The organism is Streptomyces sp. WMMC1477 (assembly GCF_027460245.1).
GTDB lineage: Bacteria > Actinomycetota > Actinomycetes > Streptomycetales > Streptomycetaceae > Streptomyces.
In genome coordinates, this window is record NZ_JAPZBD010000003.1 from 1,724,807 (window position 1) to 1,750,784 (window position 25,978).

Below are 25,978 nucleotides of genomic sequence, written 5' to 3' on the forward strand. Positions count from 1 at the left end.
GCGGACCCGCTCCCCCGCTCGCCCGCTCCGCAGGCCGCGGGCCGCGGGTCCGCGCCTGTGGCCCCGGGCCGCGGGACGGTGTCTCCCCCCGTTGACCCGTTCCGCGGCCCGGTCTCGTGCGCGCGCCGAACCGGGTATCGCCACCGCCGGGGACGGGTACGGGAACCGGTCAACGGCGCCCGCGGCTCCGCATACGCCCGCAGAGACGGCCGAGGAAAAGCGCCGGTCGGCCCGGTGTACCGCGACATGAGGAAAGGCGAATCGACGGCTCCACACGCTGGGAATGCGTCGGTAAGCTGGCAGTGACCGAGGGGGAACGACTCGGGAAGCCACGGTGCTACTCTCGTTGTGTCGAAAGAATCCACGACAGTCGAGAGGGGGCAAGGGAATGCGCATCAAGCTGAGCAGCCTGGTCGGAATCCTCGCCGCAGCCGCGTTCTCATGGGGGGTTGCCATCACCGGGCCGAACGTCGCGGACCCTGCGCCGGGTGTCGCCATCAGCGAGCAGGGCGGTGGAACCTTGGGCACGTTCGACGACAAGGGCACACCCTGACCGCCGCCCGCTGACCGCAGCCACCATGTCGGCTCTCCTGCGGAGGATCTCCCTCCTCAGAAGAGCCGACGCGCGTTTTCCGGCACGCCCATCTGCTCGAACAGCGCATCGGCCCGGCACCGATAATCGTGCGCGCCGTCCTTGTCTCCGACGCTCTTGCTCGCATCGGCCAATCCGTCAAGAGCCTGCGCCATCTCATAACGGAATTTGATACTCATGGCCATGTCATAAGCGCGGCGCCCGCTGGCCAGCGCCAACTTCGGTTCGCCCAAAGCCTGATAGACGCGGCCGGCGATGCTCTCCACCGTCGCACGGCGGATCGTCACGTCCTTCATCGCGGGAATGTGCAGCGCCAGCCCGATGTACTCCCGCGCCTCCCGGTGGTGCCCGAGCATGATGTGGGCCCCGGCGTGCTGCGCCAGGATGAGTGCCGTCGTGGCGGGGCCGTCCAGCTCCTCGCACAGCCGCCTGGCCGCGCCGAGCTCCCTCAGGGCCTCCGCCGGACGGCGCAGCCCGAGCAGGGCGAAGGCGAGGCTGGAGCGCGCGACGATCGTGTGGCCCAGGTCGCCGATGTCCTGCCACAGCTCGATGGCCCGCTCCGCTGCGTCGGCGGCCTCATCGAACTTGCCCAGCCGGGCGGTGACGGAGCTGAGCACGTTGAGCGTCCCGGCCTGTTCCCGCGTCGTGCCGAGCCTGCGCTCCATGAGGCTGGCGCCCTCCAGGCAGCTGAGCGCCTGGTGGAACTCGCCCAGGCTGTTGTAGATCTGGCCGAGCCGCCCCATGCACCCCGCCTCGCTCTCCTCGTCACCGAGCGAGCGGGCCAGCTCCAGGGCCTCCTCCAGGCAGACGATGCCCTCCTGGAAGGCCCCCACCATCCAGTGCTCCACGGCGAGGATGGTGAGCACGAGGCGCAGCATGTCCGGGTCGCCCAGGCGGCGGGCGGCGGCGACGGCCAGCTCGCACACCCGGCGGGCGTCCTGCGGGTAGTTGCGGATCGCCGAGTGGAAGGACAGCGTCCGCGGCAGGTAGGCGGCGTGCCGGTCCATGCCGTGGCGGTAGGCCAGCTCGACGGCGGCGATCAGGTTGTCCCGGTGCGCGTCGAGCCAGTCCAGCGCGGGGGCGCGGTCGGCGAAGGGCGGCGGTTCGGGGGCCCGCGTCGGCAACAGCCCGGCGTGCCGGGAACGTTCGGGGAACAGGGCGTCGCAGGCGCGCTCGGCGTGCACCACGTAGTGGTCGAGCAGCCGCCGCACGGCGTTCTCCTCCCGTGCTGCGGTGGTCGCGCTGCGCAGCCCGAGCGCGAAACTGCGCACCAGGTCGTGGAAGCTGTAGTAGCCGGGCTCGGGCTCCTCGATCAGATGCGCGTCGAGCAGCGCCTCCAGCGCGTCCTCGGCCTCCAGGACGTCGCGGCCGAGCAGCGCGGCGCCCTCGTCCGCCGTGATCGTCTGCCCCGGGTGCAGACCGAGCATCAGGAAGTCCGCCCGCTGGGCCTCGGTCATCGCCTGGTAGGACATCCGCAGGGCGACGGCGACGCTGCGGCCCGCGGAGTTGAGCTCGCTGAGCCGGCGCGTCTCGTCCCTCATGCGCTCGGCCAGCCGCTGGATCGTCCAGTGGGAGCGGTTGCGCAGCCGGGCCGCGGCGATGCGGATGGCCAGCGGGAGGCGTCCGCAGAGCCGGATGAGCTCGGCCGCGGCCTGCGGCTCCCGTTCCACGCGTTCGGTGCCGAGAGTACGGCGCAGCAGGTCCAGCCCGTCGACCTCGGAGAGCGTGCCGAGGGAGAGCCAGTCGGCGCCGTCCAGGTCGACGAGGCGGGGGCGGCTGGTGACGAGCGTGAGACAGCCGGAGGAGGCGGGGATCAGCGGCCGGACGTGGTCGGCGTCGGCGGCGTTGTCCAGCACGACGAGCAGCCGCAGCTGCTTGGTGATGGACCGCCACAGCGCGGTTCGGCCCGCGGGTGCGGTCGGCATCTCCTCGCTCTGCACCCCGGCCGCCGCGAGCAGGGCCTCCTGGGCCATGGACGCGCTCAGGGGCTCCTGGCCCGGGGTGTAGCCGCGCAGGTCCACGAAGAGCTGGCCGTCGGGGTAGTTCTCGGCCAGCCGGTGCGCGGCCCGGATGGCCAGGGCCGTCTTGCCGCTGCCGCCCATGCCGTCGATGGCGATGATCCGCGCGCACTCGCCGGGGGCCCGGCGGACGGCGACGGTGATCCAGTGCAGCTCCTCGGCCCGGCCCGAGAAGTCCCGCAGGTCGTAGGGGAGCGCGCTGGGGACGGTGGTGGACACGGGCGACCGCTGCACGGGCGACGGTGTGCCTCCGGAGCCCGGTTCCGCGGACGGGACGTCGCCGCCCGCCGGGTCGGAGGGACTGCCCGTGGGCGGCTCGGGTGCCGTGGGCGGCTCGGGTGCCGTGGGCGGCTCGGGTGCCGTGGGCGGCTCGGGTGCCGTGGGCGATAAGGCCGCCGTGGCCTCGCCGGAAGCGGCGTCCGCCGTGGGCGGTGCGGCACCGGGCGCCGGGCCGGGCTCGGCGCCCCCGGAGCCGGGCGGCGACGGCTCGCCCGCAGAGACCGCGGAGGCGGCAGAAGCCCCGGAGGCCGCAGAGGCTTCGGCACCCGCCGCAGCCCCCGCGGCAGCCGAGCCACCGGAGACGTCGGGGGCGCCGGCCCCGGCGTCGACGGGCCCGGGGCCGGACGTGGCGGGAGCCGGGGCGGTGGAAGCGGTGGCGGCGGAGGTCGGCGCGGCCTGGGCCGAGGCGGTGTCCGGCGCCTCAAGGGCCGGGTTGTGGCGCAGGATGCTCTCGTGGAGGCGGCTCAGCTCCACGCTGGGGTCGATGCCCAACTCGTCCGAGAGCAGGGTGCGCACCCGGCTGTACTCCTCCAGGGCCTCCGCCTGCCGCCCCGTGCGGTAGAGCGCGAGCATGAGCTGACCGCGCAGCGTCTCGCGCAGCGGGTACTGGTTGACCAGGCCGCGCAACTCCCCGATGACGGCGGGGGCCTGACCGGCCGCGAGCTGGAGGTCGAAGAGCTGCTCGCACGCGCCGAGGCGCTGTTCCTCCAGCGCGGCCGAGGCCGCGTCGATCACGGGGCCGCCGAAGCCCGCCATCACGGGGCCGCGCCAGAGCTCCAGCGCCGACTGGAGCGCGGTGACGGCACCGGCGCGGTCTCCGTCGACGACGGCCTGCCGGGCCCGGCTGACCCCCGCGCGGTACCGCGCGAGGTCGAGTTGCTCCTCGGCGATGACGGCGCGGTAGCCGGGGCCGTCGGTCTGGATGAGTTCGGCGCCGTCGGGAATGCGCTGGCGCAGTTCGGCGACGGCCTTGCGGATCTGGTGGAAGGCGCTGCTGGGTGGCGAGCTGTCCCAGGCCGCCTCGACGAGCCGGGCGACCGGCACCACCCGGCCGGCCTCCAACAGCAGCATGACCAGGGTGCGTTCGCGCAGCGCGCCGCCGAGGCGCAGCGCCGCTCCGTCGTACCGGCCTTCGAGCGTGCCGAGAATCCGGAAATCGGGTCCATGCGTCGTCCGTGCAGCACCCAGCATCATGAGCTCGCCAGCCCCCCGTCGCTGTACACCGCCCTGCCTGAGTATCAGCGTTCGATTCTAGGCACGCGGTCAAGGGCTCAGCAATGAACGGACAACGGTGAGCAACCATGCGAACACGGGACTTTGAAAAGTGAACGGTAACCGATCGGAACCGAGGCGGTAAGGACGCAGGACGGGACGGAGCAACCCTCCAGGCAACCGTGGATGCACTGCATCCGGCAGGACGTCGGTTAGGGGGAACGATGGCTACAGGTCATGATCTGGTAGGGAATCTCTGTGAGGGGCTCTTCGCCTCGCTGCTGCGCCGGGACCAGCGGCTGAAGGCGGAGAGCTACGTGCGGGCCCTGCTCGCGGCCCAGGGCCGCAAGACGCTGCGGAACATCGCCGAGCAGATGGGCGGTGAGGCGGCGCAGCAGAGCGTCCACCACTTCATCAGCTCCTCCTCCTGGGACTGGGCGGCCGTGCGCCGTTCCCTCGCCCAGCGCGTCGACGCGCTCCTGGTTCCGCGCGCCTGGGTGGTACGCCCCCTCGTCATCCCCAAGGCCGGACCGCACTCCGTGGGCGTGGACCAGCAGTTCGTGCCGCACCTGGGGCACACGGTCAACGCCCAGCAGGCCTTCGGGGCCTGGCTCGCCTCCGAGCGGGCCGCGGTGCCGTGCAACTGGCGGCTGGTGCTGCCCGCCAGCTGGCTGGAGGACCCGCTGCGGCGGCACCGCGCCTGCATCCCGGAGACGAGCCGCGCGGCGGGTCTCGAGGAGTGCGCGAGCGACGCGGTGCGGCAGCTCGAGAGCGCCCGGGCCGGGCGACGCCCCGTGGTCCTGGACGCCGAGGGGCTCGACGTGCGCCGCTGCGTCCGCCACTTCGGCGACCGCCGCGCGCCGCTGCTGGTGCGGATCGGCCCGCACACCCCGGTCCGGGTGGACAACACCCGGCTGCACGCCTACAGCGACAAGCCCGTGACGGCCGGGCAACTCGTCGCGACCATGAAGCAGTTCCGCCGCCAGGCCGAGAGCCCGGGCGGATACGGAGGGCCCGGCGCGGACGGCGGTGTGGCGGCCGCCATCCCGGTGCTGCCGGGGGAGTTCGACGGGCCGGGCCCCCGGACGCCGATGCTGCTGCTCGCCGACTGGCCGAGCGCCCCGTACGGCGCCGCCCGGATGTGGCTGGCGCGGGCCGCGGGCACGCCGGTCCCGGGGCTGCTGCGGCTCGCCCGGCTCGCCGACACCGCCGAGCGGGACTGCGCCGCCGTCTCCGAGCGCATCGGCATCCGGGACTTCGCCGGGCGCTCGTTCCGGGGCTGGCACCGCCACATCACCCTCGCCTCGGTGGCCCATCTGGCGGCCGTCCTGACCACGGCGGAACGGAACACTCCGGCCTCCGCCCTCTCCAGCGTCGCCTGACGCCGCCGACCGCCGCCTGACGCCCGTCGGCCGTCGCCCGCCGACCGTCGGCCCGCCCGCCGGGCGCGCCCGGGCGGCGGGGCCCTTCAAGCACTGTGCGAGCCGCGTTCCAGCCGCCCTGGGGACAGTGAGGCCCATGATGCGACTCCCGCCCACCGAAGACCGGGTGGCCGAGCTGGAGCGGCTGCTCGGAGACCCGCGAGAGACGACCCTCCCGCTCTCCGACGCGGCGGTGCTGGCGGCGGACCGGCGCGGCGAACTGCCGCTGGGCGGCGAACCGACGCTGGCCTCCTTCGGCCTGCACGAGGAGTTCGTCCCCGCGGACCTCGGCGGCCGGCTCACCGGCCTGGACACCGTGGCCCGCCTGCTGCGCGCCGTCTACCGGCGGGACAGCGCGCTCGGCGGCGGCTACGGCACCGCCAGCCTGCTGCCCGCCCTGTCCGTGTGGCACTACGGCGACGCCGCTCAGCGCCGGGCCGCGGCCACCGTCCTGCTGGACGGCGGCCGGCTCGTCGCCGCGCCCCGCGAGGCCCCGGCCGCGGCCCGGGCGGGTATCGGGCTCCGGGCCGCCGTGGACGCGGGCGGGCTGTCCCTGTCCGGGCACAGCGCGCCCCTGCTCAACGCACCCCGCGCCGACGCCTTCGTCGTCCTGGCCGAGCACGGGAACGGGAACGGGGACGAGCACGAGGGCGGGCCCGGGAACGAGGGGGCGTCCGGGGCGGAACCGGGAGCCGGCGGCGGCGACACGGCGATGCTGCTCCCCCGCCAGGAGCTGCCGGCCTCCGCCATGCGCGAGCTGCCGTCCCAGGAGTTCGTCGGCCTGCGGCGGCTGCCCGTGGGCGAGCTGCGCTTCGACGGCTGGCCGGTGGGCGCGGGCCGGGTGCTGGGGACCACCGGGCACGGCTCCGCCGCGCTCGTGCGGGCGCACCAGATGGCCCGCCCGCTGGTGCCGGCCATGGCGATCGGCTGTGCCGACACGGCCCTGCGGTCGGTGCTGTCCGTGGTCCTGGCCGGGGGAGACAACGGCCACTCCTTCGGCTCCCGTTACGCGCAGGAGGTCATCGCCTCCGCCTTCGCGGACCTCCTGATCGCCGACTGCCTGTCCCTGGCCACCCTCCGGGCCCTGCACCTGCTGCCCGCGCTCTCCAGCCTCTGGTCGGCCGCCAGCACCTACCTCGGGCACCGGCTGCTCCAGCAGAGCACCGGCGACCTGCTGCCCGTCCTCGCGCACGCCCGGCACGACGGCGTGGGCTACGGGACGTTCCGCAAGCATCTGATCGACCTCTCCGAACTGCCGCCGGGCCGGACCGGCGCGGTGGCGGCACTCTCCTCCCTGGTGCCCCAGCTCGCCACCCTGGCCCGGCGGTCCTGGAAGCGTTCGCCGCACACGGCGCCGGAGGAGCTGTTCGGGCTGCACGACGCGCTGCCGCCGCTGGACGCCTCCCGGCTCAAGGTGGCGGCGGCCGACGACCCGCTGACCTCGCTGCTCGCCGACGTCGACGGGCTCCTGGACGGCGGCCCCGCGCTCGACTCCGCCCACGGCCGGGTGGTGCGCGAGCGGGCCCGCGCCCTCGCCGGGCAGCTCGGCGTCGTCGCCGGGGAGTGCCAGGAGCTGCCCGAGCGGGACCCGGCGGTGCTGGCCAATCCGCGCGGCTACGCGCTGGCCGAGCGCTACACGCTGCTCACGGCGGGCGCCGCCTGTCTGGGCCTGTGGCGCTACGGCGTCCGGCAGTCCGGCTGCGGCTTCCTGTCGGAGCCCGCCTGGCTGGCCGCGGCGCTCGGCCGGATCTGCCTGCGGCTCGGCCTGCCGGGCTCGGAGGCCCTCCGGGAGGACACCGACGCCATGGTGGCCCACGTGGTGACGCGGTACCACCAGGGCCGCTCCCTGGACCTGTACGGAACGGCGCTGGGCGGGGCCGCCGGCGACGGGCCGCCGGCCTCGGCGGCCGCCGCCGTCCCGCCGACGTGGCAGGCCGTCGGACGGAGTTAGGGCCCCCGGCCGGGCGGTGCCGGGAGGCGGAGACAGCGAGGCGAAGGAGACGGTCATGGCGGTAGGCAGCGGACTGGTGGGCCCGCCCCCGGTGCGGGTGAGCGGCGAGGACGGCCCGTGGCACGGGCTGGACACCGCCCTGCACAGCGGCGCCGGCGAGTACGTCACGGCGTACGGGTTCCTCTCCGACTGGGAACCGGGGCGGCTGTCCGAGGGCGAGCTGACCCGGCTGCTGGGCAGCGAGGCCGGGCGCTACGAGCGATTCGGCAACCCCGAGGCGCGCCGGCGGTTCGCGGCCTCGCGGGTGCTGCTCAAGCGGGTGGCGGCGACAGTGCTGGACGCGGACCCCGGCCAGCTCGAACTGGCCCGCAATCCCAACGGGCGCCCCTACATCCGGGGGTGCGGGCAACTGGAGATGTCCCTCAGCCACACCGGCGAGGTGATGGTCGTCGGGCTCAGCCGCCGGGGCGCGATCGGCGTCGACGTCGAACCCGCGAGCCGCTCGGTGTACGGGCGGGGGCTGGAGGACGACGTGTGCACCCAGCACGAGCGGGACGCCCTGGAGTGGCTCCCGGAGGAGGACCGCAACGCGGCGTTCATCCGGCTGTGGACGCTGAAGGAGGCCTACAGCAAGGCACTCGGGCACGGGCTGCGGCTGCCGTTCCACTCCTTCGGCTTCACCACCCCGCTCACTCCGACCGCGGTGCCCAGGCTGCTGCGCGCGGACGGTTCGCCCGCGCCCGACACGGGCTGGCAGTTCGAGACGCATCCGCTGCCCGAGGGCTTCACGGTGAGCGTCGCGGTGGAGCCGGGCCCGGCCGGGGACCGCCCCGGGGCACACGCCTCCGCGCTGCTCGACGGCCGCGTCACTTCAGCCGTTCTCGGCTGCTATCTCAAGGACGACGCGAAGCGCGGCGCCGAAGCTGGAGGAGGCACGGGCCGCTGATCCGCGGGCCCGCGCCGAACCGACCGAATCCACCGAGACGTCAGGCGGCCGGCGAGCCGCCGGTCATGCCCGTCCCGGCACCGCACCGGCGCGGGGACGGGCAGGAAAGGGGCACGCGTGAGCGTCGCACAGGACACCCCGCTGCGGAACACCGCCGAGCCCGAGCAGAGCACGCCGCCCCCGAACGGAACCCGGGCCCGTGCCGCGGAGCTGGCGGAGCTGCGGGAGCGCGTCGAGGCGGGGCCGGGCGAGAAGGCCACCGCCGCCCAGCGGGCCAAGGGGAAGCTCACCGCCCGGGAGCGGCTGGAACTCCTCTTCGACCCGGGGACGTTCGTCGAGACGGAGCGTCTGCGACGGCACCGGGCGACCGGCTTCGGGCTGGAGGCCAAGCGGCCGCACACCGACGGCGTCCTCACCGGCTGGGGGAAGGTGAACGGGCGGACGGTGTTCGCCTACGCGCACGACTTCCGCATCTTCGGCGGCGCGCTCGGCGAGGCGCACGCGCAGAAGATCCACAAGGTGATGGACCTGGCGGAGAAGGCCGGGGCGCCCATCGTCGGGCTCTGCGACGGCGCCGGGGCCCGCATCCAGGAGGGCGTGACGGCGCTCGCGGGGTACGGCGGCATCTTCCAGCGCAACGTGCGCAACTCCGGGGTGATTCCGCAGATCAGCGTCATCATGGGGCCGTGCGCCGGCGGCGCCGCGTACTCCCCCGCTCTCACCGACTTCGTGTTCATGGTCAAGGGCACGGCGCAGATGTTCATCACCGGCCCCGACGTCGTGCAGGCGGTGACGGGCGAGCGCATCACCCACGAGGAGCTGGGCGGCGCCGACGTGCACGCGACCACGTCCGGCGTCGCGGGCTTCACGTACGACGACGAGCGGTGCTGTCTGAAGGACGTCCGGCATCTGCTGTCCTACCTGCCCTCCAACAACCGCGAGCTGCCGCCCGTCGAACCCGCCGGCGATCCGGCCGACCGGCGCACGGACGCGCTGCTCGACCTCGTCCCCGCGGACCCGAACCGCTCCTACGACGTCACCCAGGTGCTCGCCGAGATCGTGGACCACGGCGAGTGGTTCGAGGTGCACGAGCGCTGGGCGCCCAACGTGGTGTGCGCGCTGGCCCGGATGGACGGCCACGTCGTCGGCATCGTCGCCAACCAGCCCTCGCGGCTGGCCGGCGTCCTGGACATCGAGTCCTCGGAGAAGGCCGCACGCTTCGTCCAGATGTGCGACGCCTTCAACATCCCGCTCGTCACGCTGGTGGACGTGCCCGGCTTCCTGCCGGGCGTCGGCCAGGAGCACGGCGGCGTCATCCGGCACGGGGCAAAGCTGCTGTACGCGTACTGCAACGCGACGGTCCCGCGCGTCCAGCTCATCATGCGCAAGGCCTACGGGGGCGCGTACATCGTGATGGACTCGCGTTCCATCGGCACCGACGTCTCCCTGGCCTGGCCGATCAACGAGATCGCCGTCATGGGGGCGGAGGCGGCGGCGAACGTCGTCTTCCGGCGGGAGATCGCCGCCGCGCCGGACCCGGACGCGGCCCGGAACGAACGCATCGCGGAGTACCGCGGGGAGCTGATGCACCCCTACTACGCGGCGGAACGCGGCCTCGTCGACGACGTGATCGACCCCGGCGAGACGCGGACCGCCCTCGTCAAGGCGCTGGCCATGCTGCGCGACAAGCACGCACCGCTGCCCAGCCGCAAGCACGGAAACCAGCCGCAGTAGACGGCCCGGCCGCACGGCCGGGCCGCCGTCCCCACCGGGAGGACCCATGGCACAGGCGACACAGGCGACGCCCCGGACCGACACGCCGCGGCCGGTGCCGCGCGCGGACGTCCGGCCCGAACCGGCCTCCGCACGCGAGCGGTTCGCGCAAGCGCCGTCCGCACCGGAGGGGCCCGCCTCCGAGCCGTCCGCGATTGCGCCGTCCCAGGTGCTCGGCGCGGCGTCCTGGCGCGTCACCCGCGGCTCCCCCACCGTCGAGGAGCTGGCCGCGGTGGCCGCGGTGCTCAGCGCCCGGCTGCGGGCGCGGGCGGCCGAGGAGGATGCCGAGGCGACGCGCACCACCGTGCACTGGGGGACGATGAGCCGTCCCGACCACCCGGCGGCCCGGTCGTGGGTGCACCAGCCGCTGCCCGGCTGGCGCAGCGCGGCCTGACCCCGCCCGCGCGGCCGGAGCGGCGGCCCGGTCGGCCCGGGCGGTCCCTTCCCGTCAGGGCGTCGGCCCAAACGGACCGATCCGGTTTGGCCCGATGTGACACTCTCGGCCATCCGCGATGGGGAATTGCCCGCACCCCGCCTACCGTTTCGGAAGGCACCCTCGGAGAAGAACGCGGTATCGCATTCTTCACTCGTGAAGAGGAGCATGTGCAGTGCGATTCAATCTCATCGGCCCGTTCGAAATCGTGAGTGACGACGGCAGGACGCATCTGCCCAGTACCCCCAAGGTCTGCCAGACGCTCGCCCTGTTGCTGACCCGGCCCAACGAAATCGTGACCTCTGACTGCCTCATTCAGGAGCTCTGGGGCGAACGGCCGCCGCGCAGCGCCATAACGACGCTTCAGACGTACATCTACCACGCCCGGCGCATGTTCGAGAGTGAACAGCTCATTCCCTCCGAACGCGCCCTGCTGGTGACCCACGCTCCGGGGTATCTGATCGCGGTGGAGGACGACGAGGTCGACATCCGGATCTTCGAACGGCTGGTCGCCCGCGCCCACACCGAGCTGAGCCAGGGGCAGCCGGCCGCCGCGGCTGGGCATCTCAACCGCGCCCTGTCCCTGTGGCGGGGGCCCGCGCTGTCCAACATTCCCGCCGGCGACATGCTGGGCGGTCACATCGTCCACCTGGAGGAGGTGCGCATCCGCGCCCTGGAGCTGCGGATCGAGGCCGACAACCAGCTCGGGCGGCAGCGCGAGTCGATCCCGACGCTGCGCAAGCTGGTCAACGACTACCCGCTCAACGAGTGGTTCCACGGGCAGCTCATCGCGGCGCTCGGCGCGGCGGGGCGGCGCGCCGAAGCGCTGCAGGCCTACCAGAACCTGCGCCGCATCCTGCACGACGAGCTGGGGCTCGAGCCCAGCCCCGAAATGCAGCGCCTCCAGCTGCAGGTCCTCAACCCCGCTCCGTCGGACAGCGCCTCGTCGACGCCGGTGGGCGTCTCCGAGCCGCGGGACCAGTTGCGCATCCCCACGTTCGCCTGACCCCCGCGGGCTGCCCGACGCGTCACCGCCCCGCTGAACAGGCCCAGCGGGGCGGTGACGTGTTCGGCTCCACCGGCAGCCCGCGAGAAGCGCCACCGTGACGCCACCGCCAGGACCGCGGGGCGGCGCACCGGACGGGTCCACCGGGGTTCGAGTCGTACTCGAACCCCGGTGGAGACCATGGCCGACGGACTTCCGAGGAGAGGCGAACCGATGGACCAGAGCAGAGTCGTCTACGACGAAGCGGACCTCTGGTTCGACCCCCTGTGCAGCCGTACGTGGATCACCTACCGCTGGCTGCGGGAGGTGGAGCGGGTGCGGCCGGTGCGGGTGCGGCCGCACTGCGCCGGGGGCGCCGTGCTGCGTGCCGACGCCCTCCCCGGCGGCGCCCCGGGCTGCCCCGACCCAGCCCGCGGGCCGGCCCGGGTGCTGGCCGCCGCCGCGATGGAGGGGGGACGCTGCACGCTCGGCCCGCTCTACGAGGCGATGGCGCGGCGGCTGCACGCCGAGGGCGGCGGGCTGGCCGGCTGGTGCGAGCGGTGGGACGGCACCGACCCCGGGCCGACGGTGGACGATCCGATCCGGGCGGCGCTCATGGAGGTCGGGCTCTGCCCCTCGCTGGCCCGCGAGATGACGGTGAGCACGTGGGACGACGTCCTGCGCGCGGAGCACCGCAGGATACCCGCCGCCGGGGAGGGCCTCGGCGTGGCCGCGGTGACCGACGTGCCCGTGGTCTCCGTCAACGGCCACGTGGGCCGGTACGGACCGGTGTTGAGCGCGATTCCCGCGGGCGAGCGCGCCGGGCGGGTGTGGGACGGCTTCCGGGCCATCGCGAGCGAGGACCTGATCGTCGAGGTGCGCCAGGTGACGTGGGGCGGGGCGCCCGCGCCGGACGCCGGGCCGTGACGCCGCGGCCCACCCCCGGCCCCGCCGGGACTCCGTCGTCCCGGCGGGGCCGGAAGGAGTGGGCGACGAGCCGGAGCCCCGGGCTCGTCGCCGCTCATACGCGGGCCCGCTCCGCGTGGTCCCTGGCGAACTCCAGCGTGGTCCGGCTGGTGGCGCCCAGCACGGACCGCACGAAGTCCCCGGCCTCCCCGATCCCGGCCTCGAGGCCGAGCACTCCGGGGATCTGGCGCGAGTCGAGCACCACCGTGTGGTGGACGGTGGCGGTGGTGACGCCGGTGACGTCCTCGTCGAACTCCCAGTGCCCGGTGTGCAGCCGCAGCAGGGCCGGCAGCGTCGTCTGCTTGAACGCGACGAGCCGGTGCGGGAGGCAGACCCGCAGCGACTCGGTGGTCTGCGAGGAGCCGTCCCCGGTGAGGGTCTCCAGGCGCAGGCGCTGGATTCCGGCGTTCGCCTCGCGCACGTCCACGTCGACGATGTGCGGCAGCCGGTCCCGCCAGTGCCGGGCCTCGGCGACGAAGGCGTAGACGTCTGTGACGGGGCCGTCGATCCGTACCGACTCGCGGAAGGTGAGCGTCAGTTCCGGGGGGCCGAGGACGCGTTCGAGGTTGGCCCGCAGCGCGTCGAGCTCCACGGGGCTGCCGTGGTCGACGGCGCTGTCGATGCGGGCGAGCAGTTCGGCGTCGTCGTCCTCCGCGCGGTAGGTGAGCATGAGCCGCACCCGGCACCGCGCCGCGCCGAGCGGCTCGACGACCCAGGTGCCCCCCATGGCCGCGACCGGCGGGGCCGGTACCTCCTGCCGGAACGTGATGCGTCCGGCCGCGGGCTCCAGGGTGCGCCGGGACGTCCAGTGGCGGGCCTCGCCGTCCACGCTGGCCCAGACCCGGATGCGCTCCTCGTTCCCCGCCAGGTCCCGCTGGTCGACGTGGACGGCCGGAGGGAAGATCAGCGGCCAGTTCGCGACGTCGGCGATCAGCCGGTACACGTCCGACGCCGACGCGTCGACCACGGTGTCGTGCTCGACCTCACGCACGGTCATCAGGCTGCTCCTTGAAGCGGGAGAACGGTCGCGCGACGAGCCGACCGCCGGGCCGGGGCACCCACGCCGAAAGCTCACAGACCGCCCTGGAACGTGGCTCGAAACGATCTCGCGTCCCGGCCGACGCCGGGTCCGGGCCACACGGCGTACCCACGCGACCACGCTTCGAATGCGGGTCGAGCACGCCCGGCCACGCTCGGCGCGAGCACGTCGAACGGGGCGGTGCCGCGACCGGGCACCCCTCCGCCGCACCGACGAAGGAGCGATCACCGTGCCCGAGTTGACCACCGCCGGCCTCAGCCGGCTGCTCCGCGAGAGCGTGGGCGACGACGAGACCGTCAACCTCGAAGGCGATCTGCTCGACGCGTCCTTCACCGATCTCGGCTACGACTCGCTGACCGTGCTCCAGACGACCGGCCGGATCGCCCGCGACCACGCGGTGCGGCTGGACGAGGGCCGGGTCGCCGAGGCCGAGACGCCGCGCGCCCACCTCGCTCCGGTCAACGGCGCGCCGGCGGTGCGCAGCCGCACCTGACCGTGCGCGGCGGACGGCGCGCCGGCGGCAGCAGTCGGCCCCCTGGGCCGGCCCGTCCGCCTTCCACCGCCGGTCGAGCGGTTCGCGCAACCCTGCGGCACATGGAGGATCAGATGGTCATCACACGCACACCGCGAACGCGCCGCGAACCCGGCGTGTCCGACGCGCCGCTCGCCGGGGTGGCACGGATGACCGTCGCCGCCATCTCCGACCCGGACGGCACGCTCGACGCCCTCCTCGCCCCCGAGGAGGCCGCGGCATGAGGGGTCTCGCCACCCGCGGGGCGGTGCTGCCCGCGCGGGAACTGGAGTACGTCACGCGGAACGGCTGCCTGGTGGCCGAGGCCGTCGGACCGCACCTGGGTGCCCGGATCGTGCGGCTCGACGTCGTCCGCGTCCCGGCGAACGGGTTCTGGCGGCCGGGCGGTTCGGCGGAGGAGGAGAACGTCGTCGTGGTGTTCGAGGGCGCCGGCCGGGCCCGCGCCGGACGGGCCGAGCGGCCCGTCGGCCGCGCGGACACGGTCTACGCCCCCACCGGCGAACCGTACGGCCTCACGGCCGGTCCGGCCGGGCTGACCGCCTACGTGTGGCGCACCGCGCTGCGCCCCGGCCGCTCTCCCGGCCCCTCTCCGCGCCGCTTCTCGACGCTGTGGAACGGGGAGACGCAGCTCAGGGGCTTCACCGGCGTCGGCGCGGGGCCGGAGGCCTCACAGCGCACCGCGACGATGAACTTCCTCTTCTGGCCCGGCACCGGCTCCCCCCAACTCTGCCTGCACTGCGGGGTCATGAACCCCGGCGAGTACTTCAACGTCCACGTGCACCCGGAGAGCGAGGAGGCGTTCATCGCTTTCGAGGGCGAGGGGCAGCTCCACCTGGACGGCAGGTGGTACGACGCCCGGCCCGGCGACGTGCTCTACGCGCCGCCCGGCGTGCCGCACGGCACGCGGCATCCCGTCGAGGACCCCGGCGCGCCCCGGTTCGCCACCTGCGGCGGCCCGACCCCGTTCGATCCGGTCCTCTACGAGCGAGCCGGTGTATCGGCCAAGGTTCGGTGATCTCTTCGATGTGCAGGATTCTCGGTCACTTCGACGCCCACTGCACGCGGGACGCCCTGCGCGCGGTGGCCGAGGCCCAGCGCCACGGCGGCCCGGACGGGCATGGCCTGCGATCCGGGGCCGACTGGGCTCTCGGCAGCAACCGCCTGGCCGTCATGGACCCGGACGGCGGCGCCCAGCCCTACGCGCTGCGGACGGCCCCGGGAGAGGTCGTCGCCGTCTTCAACGGGGAGCTGTACAACCACCGGGAGCTGCGGGAGAAGCTCGAAGCGCGGGGCCACGCGTTCGCCGACGCCTGTGACGGCTCCGTCATCCCGGCCCTGTTCACCGAGTTCGGACCGCGCTTCACCGAACTCCTCGACGGCATGTACGCGATCGCGCTGGTCGATCTGCGCGGCGAGCCCACGCTGTGGCTGTTCACCGACGACGTCGGCATGAAACCGCTGTACCACCACTGGGATCCGGCGCGGCGGCGGCTGCACTTCGCCTCCGAGCTGCCCGCCCTGCTCACCTTCCCGGACGTGCCCGCCGCGCCGCTGCCCACCGGGCTCGACACCTACCTCGCCACCAAGACGCCGTTCGGCGAGCGGACCATGTTCGAGGGCGTCCGCGTCCTGCCCCCGGGCGCGACGGCCAGGGTCACCCGCTCCAGCGGGCTGACCCTCGTGCGGCGCCCGCCCGCCCCGGCCGCCCAACCGCCGCACGGCACCGAACCGGAGGCCGGCGACCGGGTGCGCGAACTGCTGCGCGCCCAGGTGCACCGGCTCACCGAGGCGGACGTCCCCGTCGCCGCCATCACCAGCGGCGGGCTGGACTCCGGCCTGGTCACCGCGCTGGCCGCGGAGGCCGTGCCGGGGCTGCACACGTTCACCATCGCCTACACCGGCGACTGGCCGGCCGACGAGCGGGCGTTCGCCCGCGCCGTAGCCGACCGGGCCGGCACCCGGCACCACCAGGTCGAGATCGACCCGGCGACGTTCCCCGGGCTGCTGGACACCGTCGTCCGCCACCTCGGCCAGCCCAACGCCGACCCCATCACCCTGAGCACGCAGGCCCTGTTCGCCGCCGTGCGCCGCGCCGGCTTCCCCGTCGCGCTCACCGGCGACGCGGCCGACGAGCTGTTCGGCGGCTACGACCGGCTCCACCGCGCCGTCCACGCCCCCGCCGGCACCGACTGGGTGCCCGGCTACGTGGAGGCGCTGGCCGCCGTCCCCTCCGCCCTGCGCGGCCGCCTCTACAGCTCCGACTACCGCGCCTTCATGGCCGACCACGGCTCGGTGAGCGAGGAGATCACCGCGCGGCTGCGCCGGGACGGAAGCGGCCACCCGGACCGGCTGGCCGCGCTCACCGCGTTCGAGGTGGGCGAGCGGCTGCCCGCCTACCACCTGCGCCGCGTCGACCACCTGAGCATGTCCTCCTCCGTGGAGGTCAGGCTGCCGTTCTGCCAGCCGGACGTCGTCCGCCACGCCCGCTCCCTGCCGTCCCGGCTCAAGATCTCCGGCGGGCGGCGCAAGCGGGTGCTGTACGCGGCGGCCGAGGGCCTGCTGCCCGAGTCCGTCCTCACCCGGCCCAAGCAGCCGTTCACGCTGCCCGTCACCGCGATGCTCCGGCCGGGGCAGCCGCTCATGGAACACGCCCGCGAGGTGCTCGCCCCCGGACGGCTGCGCCGCCACGGCCTGCTCGACCGGCGGCAGGTCGAGGCGCTGTTCCGGGCGCAGTCCGCGGCCCCGAGCGACCGGGCGGCCACGGCGATCTGGGCGCTGATGGTGCACGAGCTGTGGCGGGAGCGGTTCTTCCCGGCCACGGCGCGGCGACGCGTGCTGGACTACAGAATGCCGGAGGTGGCGGTGTGATCGGATACATCGCGCGAGCCATGGGGGCGCCGACCCCCACGCTCGTGCTGGACCAGCGGCAACTGCCCAAGAACGACGTACACCTGCGCCCGGTCCTCAGCACGATCCGGGAGTGGCTGGAGGAGAACGGACGCGGCGACATCCTCAAGTTCGCCCTCGTCGAGCCCTCCGGGCACCCCATGTTCGACCTGGACTACCGGTTCGTGCAGGCCCTGCCCACCGGCGTCGACCGGTTCGACTTCCACGGCAACTGCGGGCACTCCATCCTCGCCGCCGTCGTCGCGGCCGACGGCCAGGCGTGGCTGCCCCGGCTCGCGCCCGGCGGCCGGGTGCGGGTACGCGTCGTCAACACCGGTGACCAGGTGGTGTGCGAGGTGGACGAGGCGCGGCGGCGCAGCGGCAGCTTCACGGTGCACTTCCTCCAGGACGCCGCCGCCCGCCTGGACGACCTCCTGCTGACCGGCAGTCCGGTGGACCAACTGCTCACGTCCACCGGTGTGCAGGCGGCCTCGCTCGTCTCCATCGGCAACCCGTACGTCTTCGTCGACGCCACCGCCCTCGGCCTGCACAGCGCCCGGGAGCTCTTCGAGGCGGGCGAGGAGACCTTCTCCCTGATGCTGGACATCCGCGCGGCGGCGGCCGAGCTGCTCCAGTGGCCCACCGACGGCATCCTCCCCAAGATCGCCGCCGTCGGCTGCTACACCCCGGGGCGGCTGGCCGTACGGGCCATCTCCGTGCCCAGGTGGCACCCCAGCATCGCCCTCACCGGCACCACCTGCCTGGCCGGAGCCGCCAGCATCCCCGGCACCGTCCCCGAGCGGCTGGCCCGGCGGGCCGGGCTCCCCCGCGGCGTCATCGAGATCGACACGCCGGGCGGCTCCACGGGCGCCACCGCCTCCGTCGCCGGGCGCGGGGACGGCGTCGACCTGCTGCACTGGGTCAGCGTCAGCCGCAAGCTCGCCCGGCTCGACGAACCCGCCTGCATCGCCTCCCTGAAGAACTACGACTACAGGGAGGAGCCCGCATGGCAGCCGCTGACGGTCTGACCCGCCCGAGCGCCCCGGCCGAAGCATGTGCCGTGACGCCCGGGCGCGAGCAACTGGCCGCCCGCTACGCGGAGTTCCTCGCCGCCCTGCGGCACCTCGCGCCCACGGCCGACGCGGCGGGCGCGCCGTCCGGGGACGCCCTCACCGCCCTTCGCGGGTCCGGCCTGCTCGCAGCCGCCGTTCCCGCCGCCCACGGCGGCACGGGCGGGGACGCCCTGCTGACCAACCGGCTCGTCGAACTGGTCGCGACCGCCGACCCCTCGGTGGCCATCATCCTGTTCCAGCACTACGCCGTCAGCGCCCGCATCGCCGAGTGGGGCACCCCCGGGCAGCGGGCGCGCTGGCTGCCCCGGCTGGCCGACGGCTCCTGGCTCGCCGCCTCAGCCTGGAGCGAGTCCGGCGCCGGCGCGGACAAGCGGCACCTGGCCACCCGGGCCGTCCGCACCGACGGCGGCTGGGTCCTGGACGGGGCCAAGACCTTCACCACCGGCGCCGGGATCGCCCAGCTCTACCTGGTGCTGGCCCAGTCCGCTCCGTCCGCCGGGCCCGCTGAGCCCGCGGGCGCCGGGTCCGCGGGCGCCGGGTCCGCGGGCGCCGGGTCCGGCTACGGCGGCGACGGGCAGACCTTCTACCTCGTCGAGGCGGAGAACCCCGGACTCACCGCCGACACCGGCATGGATCTCGTCGGCATGCGCGCCTCCGCCACGGGCTTCGTCGAGCTGACGTCCTGCCGCGTCACCGACGCGGCGGTGCTCGGCCCCGCCGGAGACGCGGTGCGCGTCATCGCCGGCGTCCGGGAGTCCGGCGCCACCCTCGGGGCCGTCGCCGTCGGCATCGCCGAGGCCGCCTACCGGCTCGCCCTCACGCATGCCGTGCGGCGCGGGCTCCGGGACCAGCAGGCCGTCCGTCACCGGCTGGTGGACCTCTCGGCCAAGGTGGCCGCCGCCCGCGCCCTGGTGGACGCCTCCGGCCGTCGCGACACGGCGGACCCCGGCGTCACCACGCTGCACAGCAAGCTTTTCGCCTCGCAGTGCTGCGAGGAGGTCACCGCGGAGGCGCTGCGCCTGCTGGGCGGCGCCGGCTACCTCCGCGAGCACCCGCTGAACCAACTGGCCCTGGACGCCCGCGCGGTGGGCCTCATGGGCCCGACCAACGACCTGTGCCGGGAACTGGTGAGCGCACCCTGGACCCACTGACCGACGGGCCCTCCCGGCTCCCGCCCGGGGAGCGCACGCGCCCCTCCCGACCCGACCCGACCGGACCGACCGGACCCGGCCATCCGACCCACCGACAGGACTCGCCCGAACCGCAGGACTCGACCGAGCCGCCCGTCCGGCCCGACCCGCCGGAGGACGGCGCAGGGCACACACGCAGTCAGCACATGGCGCCCGCCCCGGGCGCCGTCCACGACAGGAGTTTCAGGTGAGCACCAACCACGATCTCGTCATCACCGGTGCACGGGTGGTCACACCCGACGGGGTGCACGACGGCGGCGTGGCGGTATCCGGAGAGCGGGTCGCCGCCATCTTCGCCGACGGCGCCGCCCCGCCCGCGGACCACGTCATCGACGCCGCCGGACGCTATCTCCTGCCCGGACTCATCGACTCGCACGTCCACTTCCGCACCCCGGGCCTCACCCACAAGGAGGACTGGCCCCACGGCAGCCGGGCGGCGGCCGCCGGCGGGGTGACCACCGTCATCGACATGCCCAACACCAAGCCCCCGCTCGTCGAACCCGAGCTGGCGGCCGAGAAGGCGGCGCTCGTCGCGGGGAACTCGCTGGTCGACTACCGCTTCCACATGGGCGTCACCGCGGACAGCGTCGAGAGCCTGCACCGGCTCCGGCCCCAGCAGGCCACGACGGTGAAGGTCTTCATGACCGGCCACCACACCGCCCCCCACGTCATCCGCGACCCGGTCGTCCTCGACCGCGTCTTCGCCGTCGCCGCCGAATGCGGCATCCGGCTCGTGCTGCACGCCGAGGACGACAGCGTCTTCGCCCTGCTGGACGAGTACCAGGACCCGCCGGCCGGGTACGACGCCTACGAGTCGGCGCACCCGCGCAGCGGCGGCATCGTCGCGGTGTCCCGCGTCATCGAGCTCGTCCGCAAGTACGGCACGGCGGCGCACATCCTGCACGTCTCCTCGTCCGAGGAGTCGGACCTGCTCAAGGCGGCGGGCCGGGTCGGTCTGCCGATCACCTACGAGGTCACACCGCACCACCTGTCCTTCTCCGCGCCCGACACCCAGCGGCTCGGCGCCCGCATCCGGCTACGCCCGGCCATCCGCTGCCTCAAGGACCAGGGGCGCCTGTGGGAGGCCGTGATGGACGGCGGTGTGGCCACCATCGGCAGCGACCACGCGCCGCACACGAAGGAGGAGAAGGTCCTGGCCGTGGCCGACGCCCCGCCCGGGCTGCCCGGCACCCAGGAGATGCTGATCGCCGTCCACACCGGCATGCGCCGCCGCTATCCGGACCTGGAGCAGGACGAGGTCATGACGCGCGTCGCCCGGCTGTGCGCCGAGCGGCCCGCCGAGCTGTTCGGCCTCACCGCGCGCAAGGGCCGCATCGCCATCGGCCTCGACGCGGACCTCACCCTCTTCGCCCCGGACGCGACGTGGATCATGTCCGCCGAGCACACGGAGGCGAAGGTGGGCTGGTCCGCGTACGAGGGCTGGACGTTCACCGGGCGCACCGAGCTGACCGTGCGGCGCGGTGAGGTGATCTTCGACGGCCGGGAGGAGAAGCCGCGCTTCGGCACCCCGACGGGCGTCTGGCTCGACGCGGAACCCGCCGTGCCGACCGACCCCGCCCCCACCTCCGACGCTCCCCTCGCCCCCCTCCCGGCGGAACCCCACCAACCCGTGCGTCTGGGCGGCCCGCGCTAGGCGCGCTCGTGCGAGGTCTGCGCGAAGGCGCAGGACCGGCAGGCGCAGGACCGGCCCCGGGCGCCTAGGCGCCCGGGGCCTCGCGCGCCCACGACGTACCCGGCGCGCCCCGAGCCCGGGGCGCGAAGGCCCCCGAAGCCTCGTGCCGCCACGACCACAACCGAAACCCTGGAGCCCCCATGCCCGCCGACACCGCACGCCGCGTCGTCGTCTACTCCGACATCGGCTGTCCCTGGGCCTCGCTCGCCCTGCACAACCTCCGCCGGGCCGCCCGCGCCCAGGACGTCGAACTCGCCGTCGAGCACCGGGCGTTCCCCCTGGAGCTGTTCAACTCCCGGCCCACGCCCAAGCGCATCCTCGACCCCGAGGTCGATGTCGTCGCCGAGGTGGAGCCGGAGCTCGGCTGGCGGCCCTGGCGGCGGCCCGAGTCCGAGTACGCCGTGACCACGCTGCTGGCCATGGAAGCCGTGCAGGCGGCCCAGCACATCGACGGCCTCGCCGCCGGCGACCAGCTCGACGCGGCGCTGCGGCACGCCTTCTACGCCGAGTCCCGCTGCGTCAGCGTGCACCCGGAGGTGGTCGACGTCGCGGCGGCCTGCCCGCTCGTCGACGCCGAGCGCCTCGACCACGCGCTGCGGCACGGCACGCACCGGGCCGGGCTGTTCACCCAGTGGGAGGAGGCTCAGGGCCCCTCGGTGCAGGGCAGCCCGCACTTCTTCCTCCCCGACGGCTCGGACGTCCACAACCCCGGCATCACCTTCACCTGGGCGAAGGGCACCCCCGCCCCCGTCGTCACCGCCTACGACCCCTCGGTGTTCGAACGCCTCGTGAAGCGGTGAGCCGGCCGCCCGGGCACGCGAAGGGGCCGCCCTCCCCACGGATGGAGGGCGGCCCCTTTCGGCGTACCCGGCGTACCGGCCACGGCGTACCGGCTACTTGGCGCCGGCCTTGGTGCGCTTCTCGGCCGAGGTACCGGTCGGCACCGGGCGCGCGGCCTCGTAGAACTCCTCGCGCGGGTTCTCCATCGCCCCGAGGGAGACGACCTCGCGCTTGAGGAACATACCGAGCGTCCAGTCGGCGAAGACGCGGATCTTGCGGTTCCAGGTCGGAACGGCCAGACCGTGGTACGTGCGGTGCATGTACCAGGCCAGGCGACCGCGCAGCTTGATCTTGGCCTTGCCCATGACGATCATCGCGACGCCCTTGTGCAGGCCCAGGCCGGCCACCGCACCCTTGTTGGCGTGCTTGTAGTCGGACTGCGGGAAGCCGCGCATGCCCGAGATGACGTTGTCACCGAGCACCTTGGCCTGACGCAGCGCGTGCTGGGCGTTCGGCGGGCACCAGGCGTTCTCGTTGCCCGCCTCGCGCGCGGCGAGGTCGGGGATCTGCGCGTTGTCGCCCGCGGCCCAGATGTAGTCGCTGCCGGCCACCTGGAGCGTCGGCCGCGTGTCCACGTGGCCGCGCGGCCCGAGCGGCAGACCGTACCGGGAGAGCACCGGGTTCGGCTTGACGCCCGCGGTCCACACGATCGTGTTGGACTCGGCCTCCAGGCCGTTGCTGAGCTTGACGAGGCCGTCCACACAGGACTCCATGGACGTCTTCAGGTACACCTCGACGCCGCGCTTCTGGAGGTGCTCCTGACCCCACTTGCCCAGTTCCGGGCCGACCTCGGGGAGGATCTTGTCGGCCACGTCGACGAGGACGAACCGCATGTCCTCGCGCCTGATGCTGGGGTAGTACCTCGCGGCGTCCCGCGCCAGGTCCTCGACCTCGCCGACCGTCTCGGCACCGGCGAAGCCGCCACCGACGAAAACGAAGGTCAGCGCCTTGCGGCGGACGTCCTCGTCCGTCGTGGAGTCGGCCTTGTCGAGCTGCTCCAGGACGTGGTTGCGCAGGCCGATGGCCTCCTCGACACCCTTCATGCCGATGCCCTGCTCGGCCAGGCCGGGGATCGGGAAGGTGCGGGAGACGGCGCCGAGCGCGACGACGAGGTAGTCGAAGGGAAGCTCGTACGCCTCGCCGACCAGCGGTGTCACGGTGGCGACCTTGCGGTCCTGGTCGATGCTGCTCACGCGGCCGGTGAGGACCTCGGCCTTGGGCAGGACGCGACGCAGCGGGACGACGACGTGACGCGGGGAGATGGAGCCGGCGGCGGCTTCGGGGAGGAAGGGCTGGTACGTCATGTAGGAGCGCGGGTCGACGACGGTCACCGTCGCCTCGCCGTACCGCATCTTCTTCAGTATGCGGCGCGCTGCGTACAGACCGACGTACCCACCACCTACGACGAGGATTCGAGGACGCTCCGTGGTGCTCATGCCATCGAGTATCCAGCACCCGATGGGACGGCGCTCGTGAGCCCCTTCACAAGGTTTCCCCGCTCCTCTGCTACACTCCGCCGCCCCGTGATGGGAGACACATCCGGCACGGGAACTCACCACAACTCACCGGCCCCTCCCGCAGGGCTGTGAGCTGCGAGGTTTCGGCCGCACCCGGCGAACCGGACGGGAGCGGCGGGCTCCGCACCCGCCGCGATGCCACCTCTGAAACGCAACCGAAACCCGCCTCTCACCTCCGGAACGGATCTCCAGCCCACCCAGAAGCAACGAATCGAGCCCCCCGGGGCACTTTTCCTTGTGAAGAACTTCACGAATTTTCTCGTCGGAGCCCCCGCGAGCCGCCTCACCCGGCCCCACGGCGGGGCACCCCCCGGCGGCCCGCCGGAGGAACAGGCCAGCACGGAGCACCTGCGCGACACGTTTACGCGAAAAATATTTCGCGTAAACATTGACGCACTTCACAGTGCCGGGGGACACTGCACGTACCCCCTCCCAGAAGGCTCGAAGGCCATGAACACCACCCCCCACCCGAACCCCTCACACGCCTCGGGTTCCGGCCGCGAGGTCACCCGCCACCGGTTCCCGGTAGGCGCGGTACTGGCCGACCGCCTCGACGACGCCGCCGTCGCGGACGCGGCCGTCCGGCTCGCCACCGCGCGCGGTGTACCGCTCCTGCTCATCGCCGTACTGCCGCCGTCTCCCTCCGGGCACACAGCCTCCCGCCCGGACTCCGCGGCGGCCCGGGCGGTGCTGGGCCGGGCCCTGCCACGCCTGGCGCGCGCCGGGATCGCCCACCACCCGGCCGCCTTCCACCGCCCCACCGGCCGCGCGCGCGGCCGACTGCACGCGGCGAAGGCCCTGCTGGACTCGGCCGCGGCTCACGGCTGTTCACGGCTGGTGGTCTCGCGCAGCGGGCCGGCCGAACTGGACGCCCACACGGTGATGGAGGCGGCCGCCCTCCGCGGCACCCCGTTCGTCCATGCGGCCCCGCCGGTGCCGTGGGTGCCGCTGGCCGGGCCCCACGCTTCCCGCTGAGGAGCGCCGGGCGCAAAGGCCGGGGCCGGCCGCCGCACACCCCGACGCCGCGTGCGGACTCCGGCTCCGGCTCCGGCTCCGGCTCCGGCTAAGACGTGGTGCGCCGGGCCTCGACGGTGGGAACGTCCTCGCGGTACAGGAAGGTGGCCAGGAGATCACCGACGGGGTGGTCGGCCTCGCTGGGGTGGCGGAGGGCGACGGTGGGGTCGATGGTGTAGCGGTTGCGACGGCCGACGCGTTCCCGGGTGAGGTAGCCGGCCGCTTCGAGGTCGGCGACGATCAACTGGACGGCGCGTTCGGTAATGCCGATGGCGTCGGCGACATCACGCCCGCGCGCTTCGGGTTCGCGAGCGAGGGCGATCAGGACGCGGGCGTGATTGGTCAGAAAGGTCCAGTGGTCGGCGCGCGAGCTGGAGGGCTGCCTCATGGCCCTCATCATACGAAGTCGGCTTCGCACAACCGACGGCTTCGCATGAAAACTTATTGGCGAAAAAATATTCGCGTAAAACTTGACGGGTTTCTCTGGGTGAGTGACGCTGGACGTACACCGGTCCGCCGACCCGTTCACGGAAGCCGATCCACCATGAATGACCTGTCGTTCGCCGTCCCCCTGTGGGTGTGGGCCGCGGTCAGCCTCGTGATCGCCGTCATGCTCGCCGTCGACCTCATCGCCCACCGCGACAACCACGTGATCGGTTTCAGGGAGGCGGCCATCTGGTCCGCCGTGTGGATCGCCATCGGCCTCGCCTTCGGCCTGGTCCTGCTCTGGTGGCAGGGCAGCGAGGTCTCGTCCACTTACTACGCCGGCTACCTGATCGAAAAGGCGCTGTCCATCGACAACGTCTTCGTCTTCGCGCTGGTCTTCTCCTTCTTCGCCGTCCCCGACGCCTACCAGCACAAGGTCCTGTTCTGGGGTGTCATCGGCGCCCTGGTCTTCCGGCTGGTGTTCATCTTCGTCGGTGCCGAACTGCTCCAGCTGTTCTTCTGGACCGCCTACCTGTTCGGCGCGTTCCTGATCTGGACCGGGTACAAGATGGCCGTCTCCAAGGACGCGGAACTCCACCCCGACCGCAACCCCGTCGTCCGCCTCGTCAAAAAGGTCGTTCCCACCGACCCCCACTACCACGGCGGGCGGTTCTTCACGCGGATCGGCGGTCGGCAGGTGGCCACGCTGCTGTTCGTGGCACTGATCGCGATCGAGGCGACTGACCTGGTCTTCGCCGTCGACTCCGTCGCCGCGATCCTGGCGATCACCACCAACACCTTCCTGGTGTGGACGGCCAACGCCTTCGCCGTCCTCGGCCTGCGCAGCCTGTACTTCTGCCTGGCCGGACTGCTACGCCGCTTCACCTACCTCCACTACGGCCTCGCCGTCCTGCTCATCTTCGCCGGCGTCAAACTCATCCTGTCCGAGACGCCCGTCGGCAAGCTGCCCATCCCCCTGACCCTGGGTGTCATCCTCGCCACCATCACCGTCTCCATCGGCTGGTCCCTCATCGCCACCCGCGGCGAGGACAACGGTGAGCCCACCCCCGGGACGGGCCACCCGGCCGGTGCCGAGCCCGAACCCGCCGACGACGCCCCCGCCGTGACTCCCTCCACCGGCGGACACGAATCCCGAACGCGACCGCGGTGACCCCGTGGGCCGGCCGCAGGC

22 protein-coding genes are annotated in these 25,978 nt (G+C 73.6%); 18 read left to right on the forward strand and 4 right to left on the reverse strand.

Annotated elements, in window-relative coordinates; all coding sequences use genetic code 11:
- The first annotated feature begins 388 nt into the window (after nt 1-388).
- Entirely contained in the window at nt 389-553 is a 165-nt protein-coding gene (locus O7609_RS07890; protein ID WP_269734242.1) for a hypothetical protein, read from the forward strand.
- A 56-nt stretch (nt 554-609) separates the two neighbouring features.
- On the opposite strand, the gene O7609_RS07895 is transcribed toward O7609_RS07890, so the two are convergent.
- Nucleotides 610-4,080: an AfsR/SARP family transcriptional regulator gene (locus O7609_RS07895; protein WP_269743310.1), complete on the reverse strand. Its 3,471-nt coding sequence runs from the start codon at nt 4,078-4,080 to the stop codon at nt 610-612.
- A gap of 245 nt (nt 4,081-4,325) precedes the next feature.
- Here O7609_RS07895 and O7609_RS07900 point away from each other — a divergent pair, with 245 nt between their 5' ends.
- The 7 genes from O7609_RS07900 to O7609_RS07930 all read left to right on the forward strand — a co-directional run bounded on the left by O7609_RS07900 (nt 4,326) and on the right by O7609_RS07930 (nt 12,537).
- On the forward strand, nt 4,326-5,483 hold the full coding sequence (locus O7609_RS07900; RefSeq protein WP_269734244.1) for an IS701 family transposase: 1,158 nt from the start codon (nt 4,326-4,328) through the stop codon (nt 5,481-5,483).
- Nucleotides 5,484-5,619: 136 nt separating this feature from the next.
- Nucleotides 5,620-7,473 (forward strand): acyl-CoA dehydrogenase, encoded by a 1,854-nt coding sequence (locus tag O7609_RS07905; protein WP_269743311.1) that lies wholly within the window; start codon nt 5,620-5,622, stop codon nt 7,471-7,473.
- Nucleotides 7,474-7,528: 55 nt separating this feature from the next.
- A complete protein-coding gene (locus O7609_RS07910; RefSeq protein ID WP_269734246.1) occupies nt 7,529-8,419 on the forward strand; it encodes a 4'-phosphopantetheinyl transferase family protein in 891 nt (296 codons plus the stop codon).
- A 141-nt stretch (nt 8,420-8,560) separates the two neighbouring features.
- Entirely contained in the window at nt 8,561-10,153 is a 1,593-nt protein-coding gene (locus O7609_RS07915; protein WP_269737062.1) for an acyl-CoA carboxylase subunit beta, read from the forward strand.
- A 46-nt stretch (nt 10,154-10,199) separates the two neighbouring features.
- Entirely contained in the window at nt 10,200-10,586 is a 387-nt protein-coding gene (locus O7609_RS07920; RefSeq protein WP_269734247.1) for an acyl-CoA carboxylase epsilon subunit, read from the forward strand.
- Between the two features lie 214 nt (nt 10,587-10,800).
- On the forward strand, nt 10,801-11,631 hold the full coding sequence (locus tag O7609_RS07925; protein ID WP_269734248.1) for an AfsR/SARP family transcriptional regulator: 831 nt from the start codon (nt 10,801-10,803) through the stop codon (nt 11,629-11,631).
- Between the two features lie 213 nt (nt 11,632-11,844).
- On the forward strand, nt 11,845-12,537 hold the full coding sequence (locus O7609_RS07930) for a mycothiol-dependent nitroreductase Rv2466c family protein (RefSeq protein ID WP_269734249.1): 693 nt from the start codon (nt 11,845-11,847) through the stop codon (nt 12,535-12,537).
- Between the two features lie 94 nt (nt 12,538-12,631).
- Here the strand turns inward: O7609_RS07930 and O7609_RS07935 are convergent, their stop codons facing one another.
- On the reverse strand, nt 12,632-13,573 hold the full coding sequence (locus O7609_RS07935) for an aromatase/cyclase (RefSeq protein ID WP_269734250.1): 942 nt from the start codon (nt 13,571-13,573) through the stop codon (nt 12,632-12,634).
- Nucleotides 13,574-13,844: 271 nt separating this feature from the next.
- Here O7609_RS07935 and O7609_RS07940 point away from each other — a divergent pair, with 271 nt between their 5' ends.
- From O7609_RS07940 to O7609_RS07975, 8 genes are all read left to right on the forward strand, one after another.
- The gene (locus tag O7609_RS07940) at nt 13,845-14,108 is read left to right on the forward strand and encodes an acyl carrier protein (RefSeq protein ID WP_269734251.1); all 264 of its coding nucleotides are present in this window, start codon (nt 13,845-13,847) and stop codon (nt 14,106-14,108) included.
- A gap of 101 nt (nt 14,109-14,209) precedes the next feature.
- On the forward strand, nt 14,210-14,371 hold the full coding sequence (locus O7609_RS07945) for a hypothetical protein (RefSeq protein WP_269743312.1): 162 nt from the start codon (nt 14,210-14,212) through the stop codon (nt 14,369-14,371).
- Nucleotides 14,368-15,162: a cupin domain-containing protein gene (locus O7609_RS07950; RefSeq protein ID WP_269734253.1), complete on the forward strand. Its 795-nt coding sequence runs from the start codon at nt 14,368-14,370 to the stop codon at nt 15,160-15,162. Before O7609_RS07945 ends, O7609_RS07950 begins: the two co-directional genes overlap by 4 nt.
- An 8-nt stretch (nt 15,163-15,170) precedes the next feature.
- On the forward strand, nt 15,171-17,015 hold the full coding sequence (gene asnB / locus O7609_RS07955; protein ID WP_269743313.1) for an asparagine synthase (glutamine-hydrolyzing): 1,845 nt from the start codon (nt 15,171-15,173) through the stop codon (nt 17,013-17,015).
- On the forward strand, nt 17,012-18,061 hold the full coding sequence (locus O7609_RS07960; RefSeq protein ID WP_269734255.1) for a PrpF domain-containing protein: 1,050 nt from the start codon (nt 17,012-17,014) through the stop codon (nt 18,059-18,061). The genes asnB and O7609_RS07960 overlap by 4 nt, the downstream gene beginning before the upstream one ends.
- Nucleotides 18,040-19,257 carry an acyl-CoA dehydrogenase family protein gene (locus tag O7609_RS07965; RefSeq protein ID WP_269743314.1) on the forward strand — a complete coding sequence of 406 codons (1,218 nt, stop codon included), beginning with the start codon at nt 18,040-18,042 and terminating at the stop codon, nt 19,255-19,257. The genes O7609_RS07960 and O7609_RS07965 overlap by 22 nt, the downstream gene beginning before the upstream one ends.
- A 226-nt stretch (nt 19,258-19,483) precedes the next feature.
- Nucleotides 19,484-20,950, forward strand: a complete 1,467-nt coding sequence (locus tag O7609_RS07970) for a dihydroorotase (RefSeq protein ID WP_269743315.1) — start codon at nt 19,484-19,486, stop codon at nt 20,948-20,950.
- Between the two features lie 179 nt (nt 20,951-21,129).
- Nucleotides 21,130-21,789: a DsbA family oxidoreductase gene (locus O7609_RS07975; protein ID WP_269743316.1), complete on the forward strand. Its 660-nt coding sequence runs from the start codon at nt 21,130-21,132 to the stop codon at nt 21,787-21,789.
- 93 nt (nt 21,790-21,882) lie between these two features.
- Here O7609_RS07975 and O7609_RS07980 read toward each other — a convergent pair whose 3' ends face one another.
- Nucleotides 21,883-23,265: an NAD(P)/FAD-dependent oxidoreductase gene (locus tag O7609_RS07980; protein WP_269743317.1), complete on the reverse strand. Its 1,383-nt coding sequence runs from the start codon at nt 23,263-23,265 to the stop codon at nt 21,883-21,885.
- Nucleotides 23,266-23,796: 531 nt separating this feature from the next.
- On the opposite strand from O7609_RS07980, the gene O7609_RS07985 reads away from it, so the two are divergent.
- Nucleotides 23,797-24,321, forward strand: a complete 525-nt coding sequence (locus O7609_RS07985) for a universal stress protein (protein WP_269743318.1) — start codon at nt 23,797-23,799, stop codon at nt 24,319-24,321.
- Between the two features lie 88 nt (nt 24,322-24,409).
- Here O7609_RS07985 and O7609_RS07990 read toward each other — a convergent pair whose 3' ends face one another.
- A complete protein-coding gene (locus tag O7609_RS07990) occupies nt 24,410-24,748 on the reverse strand; it encodes a helix-turn-helix transcriptional regulator (protein WP_269734261.1) in 339 nt (112 codons plus the stop codon).
- Nucleotides 24,749-24,904: 156 nt separating this feature from the next.
- Here O7609_RS07990 and O7609_RS07995 point away from each other — a divergent pair, with 156 nt between their 5' ends.
- Nucleotides 24,905-25,957: a TerC family protein gene (locus O7609_RS07995; protein ID WP_269743319.1), complete on the forward strand. Its 1,053-nt coding sequence runs from the start codon at nt 24,905-24,907 to the stop codon at nt 25,955-25,957.
- Nucleotides 25,958-25,978: the final 21 nt, after the last annotated feature.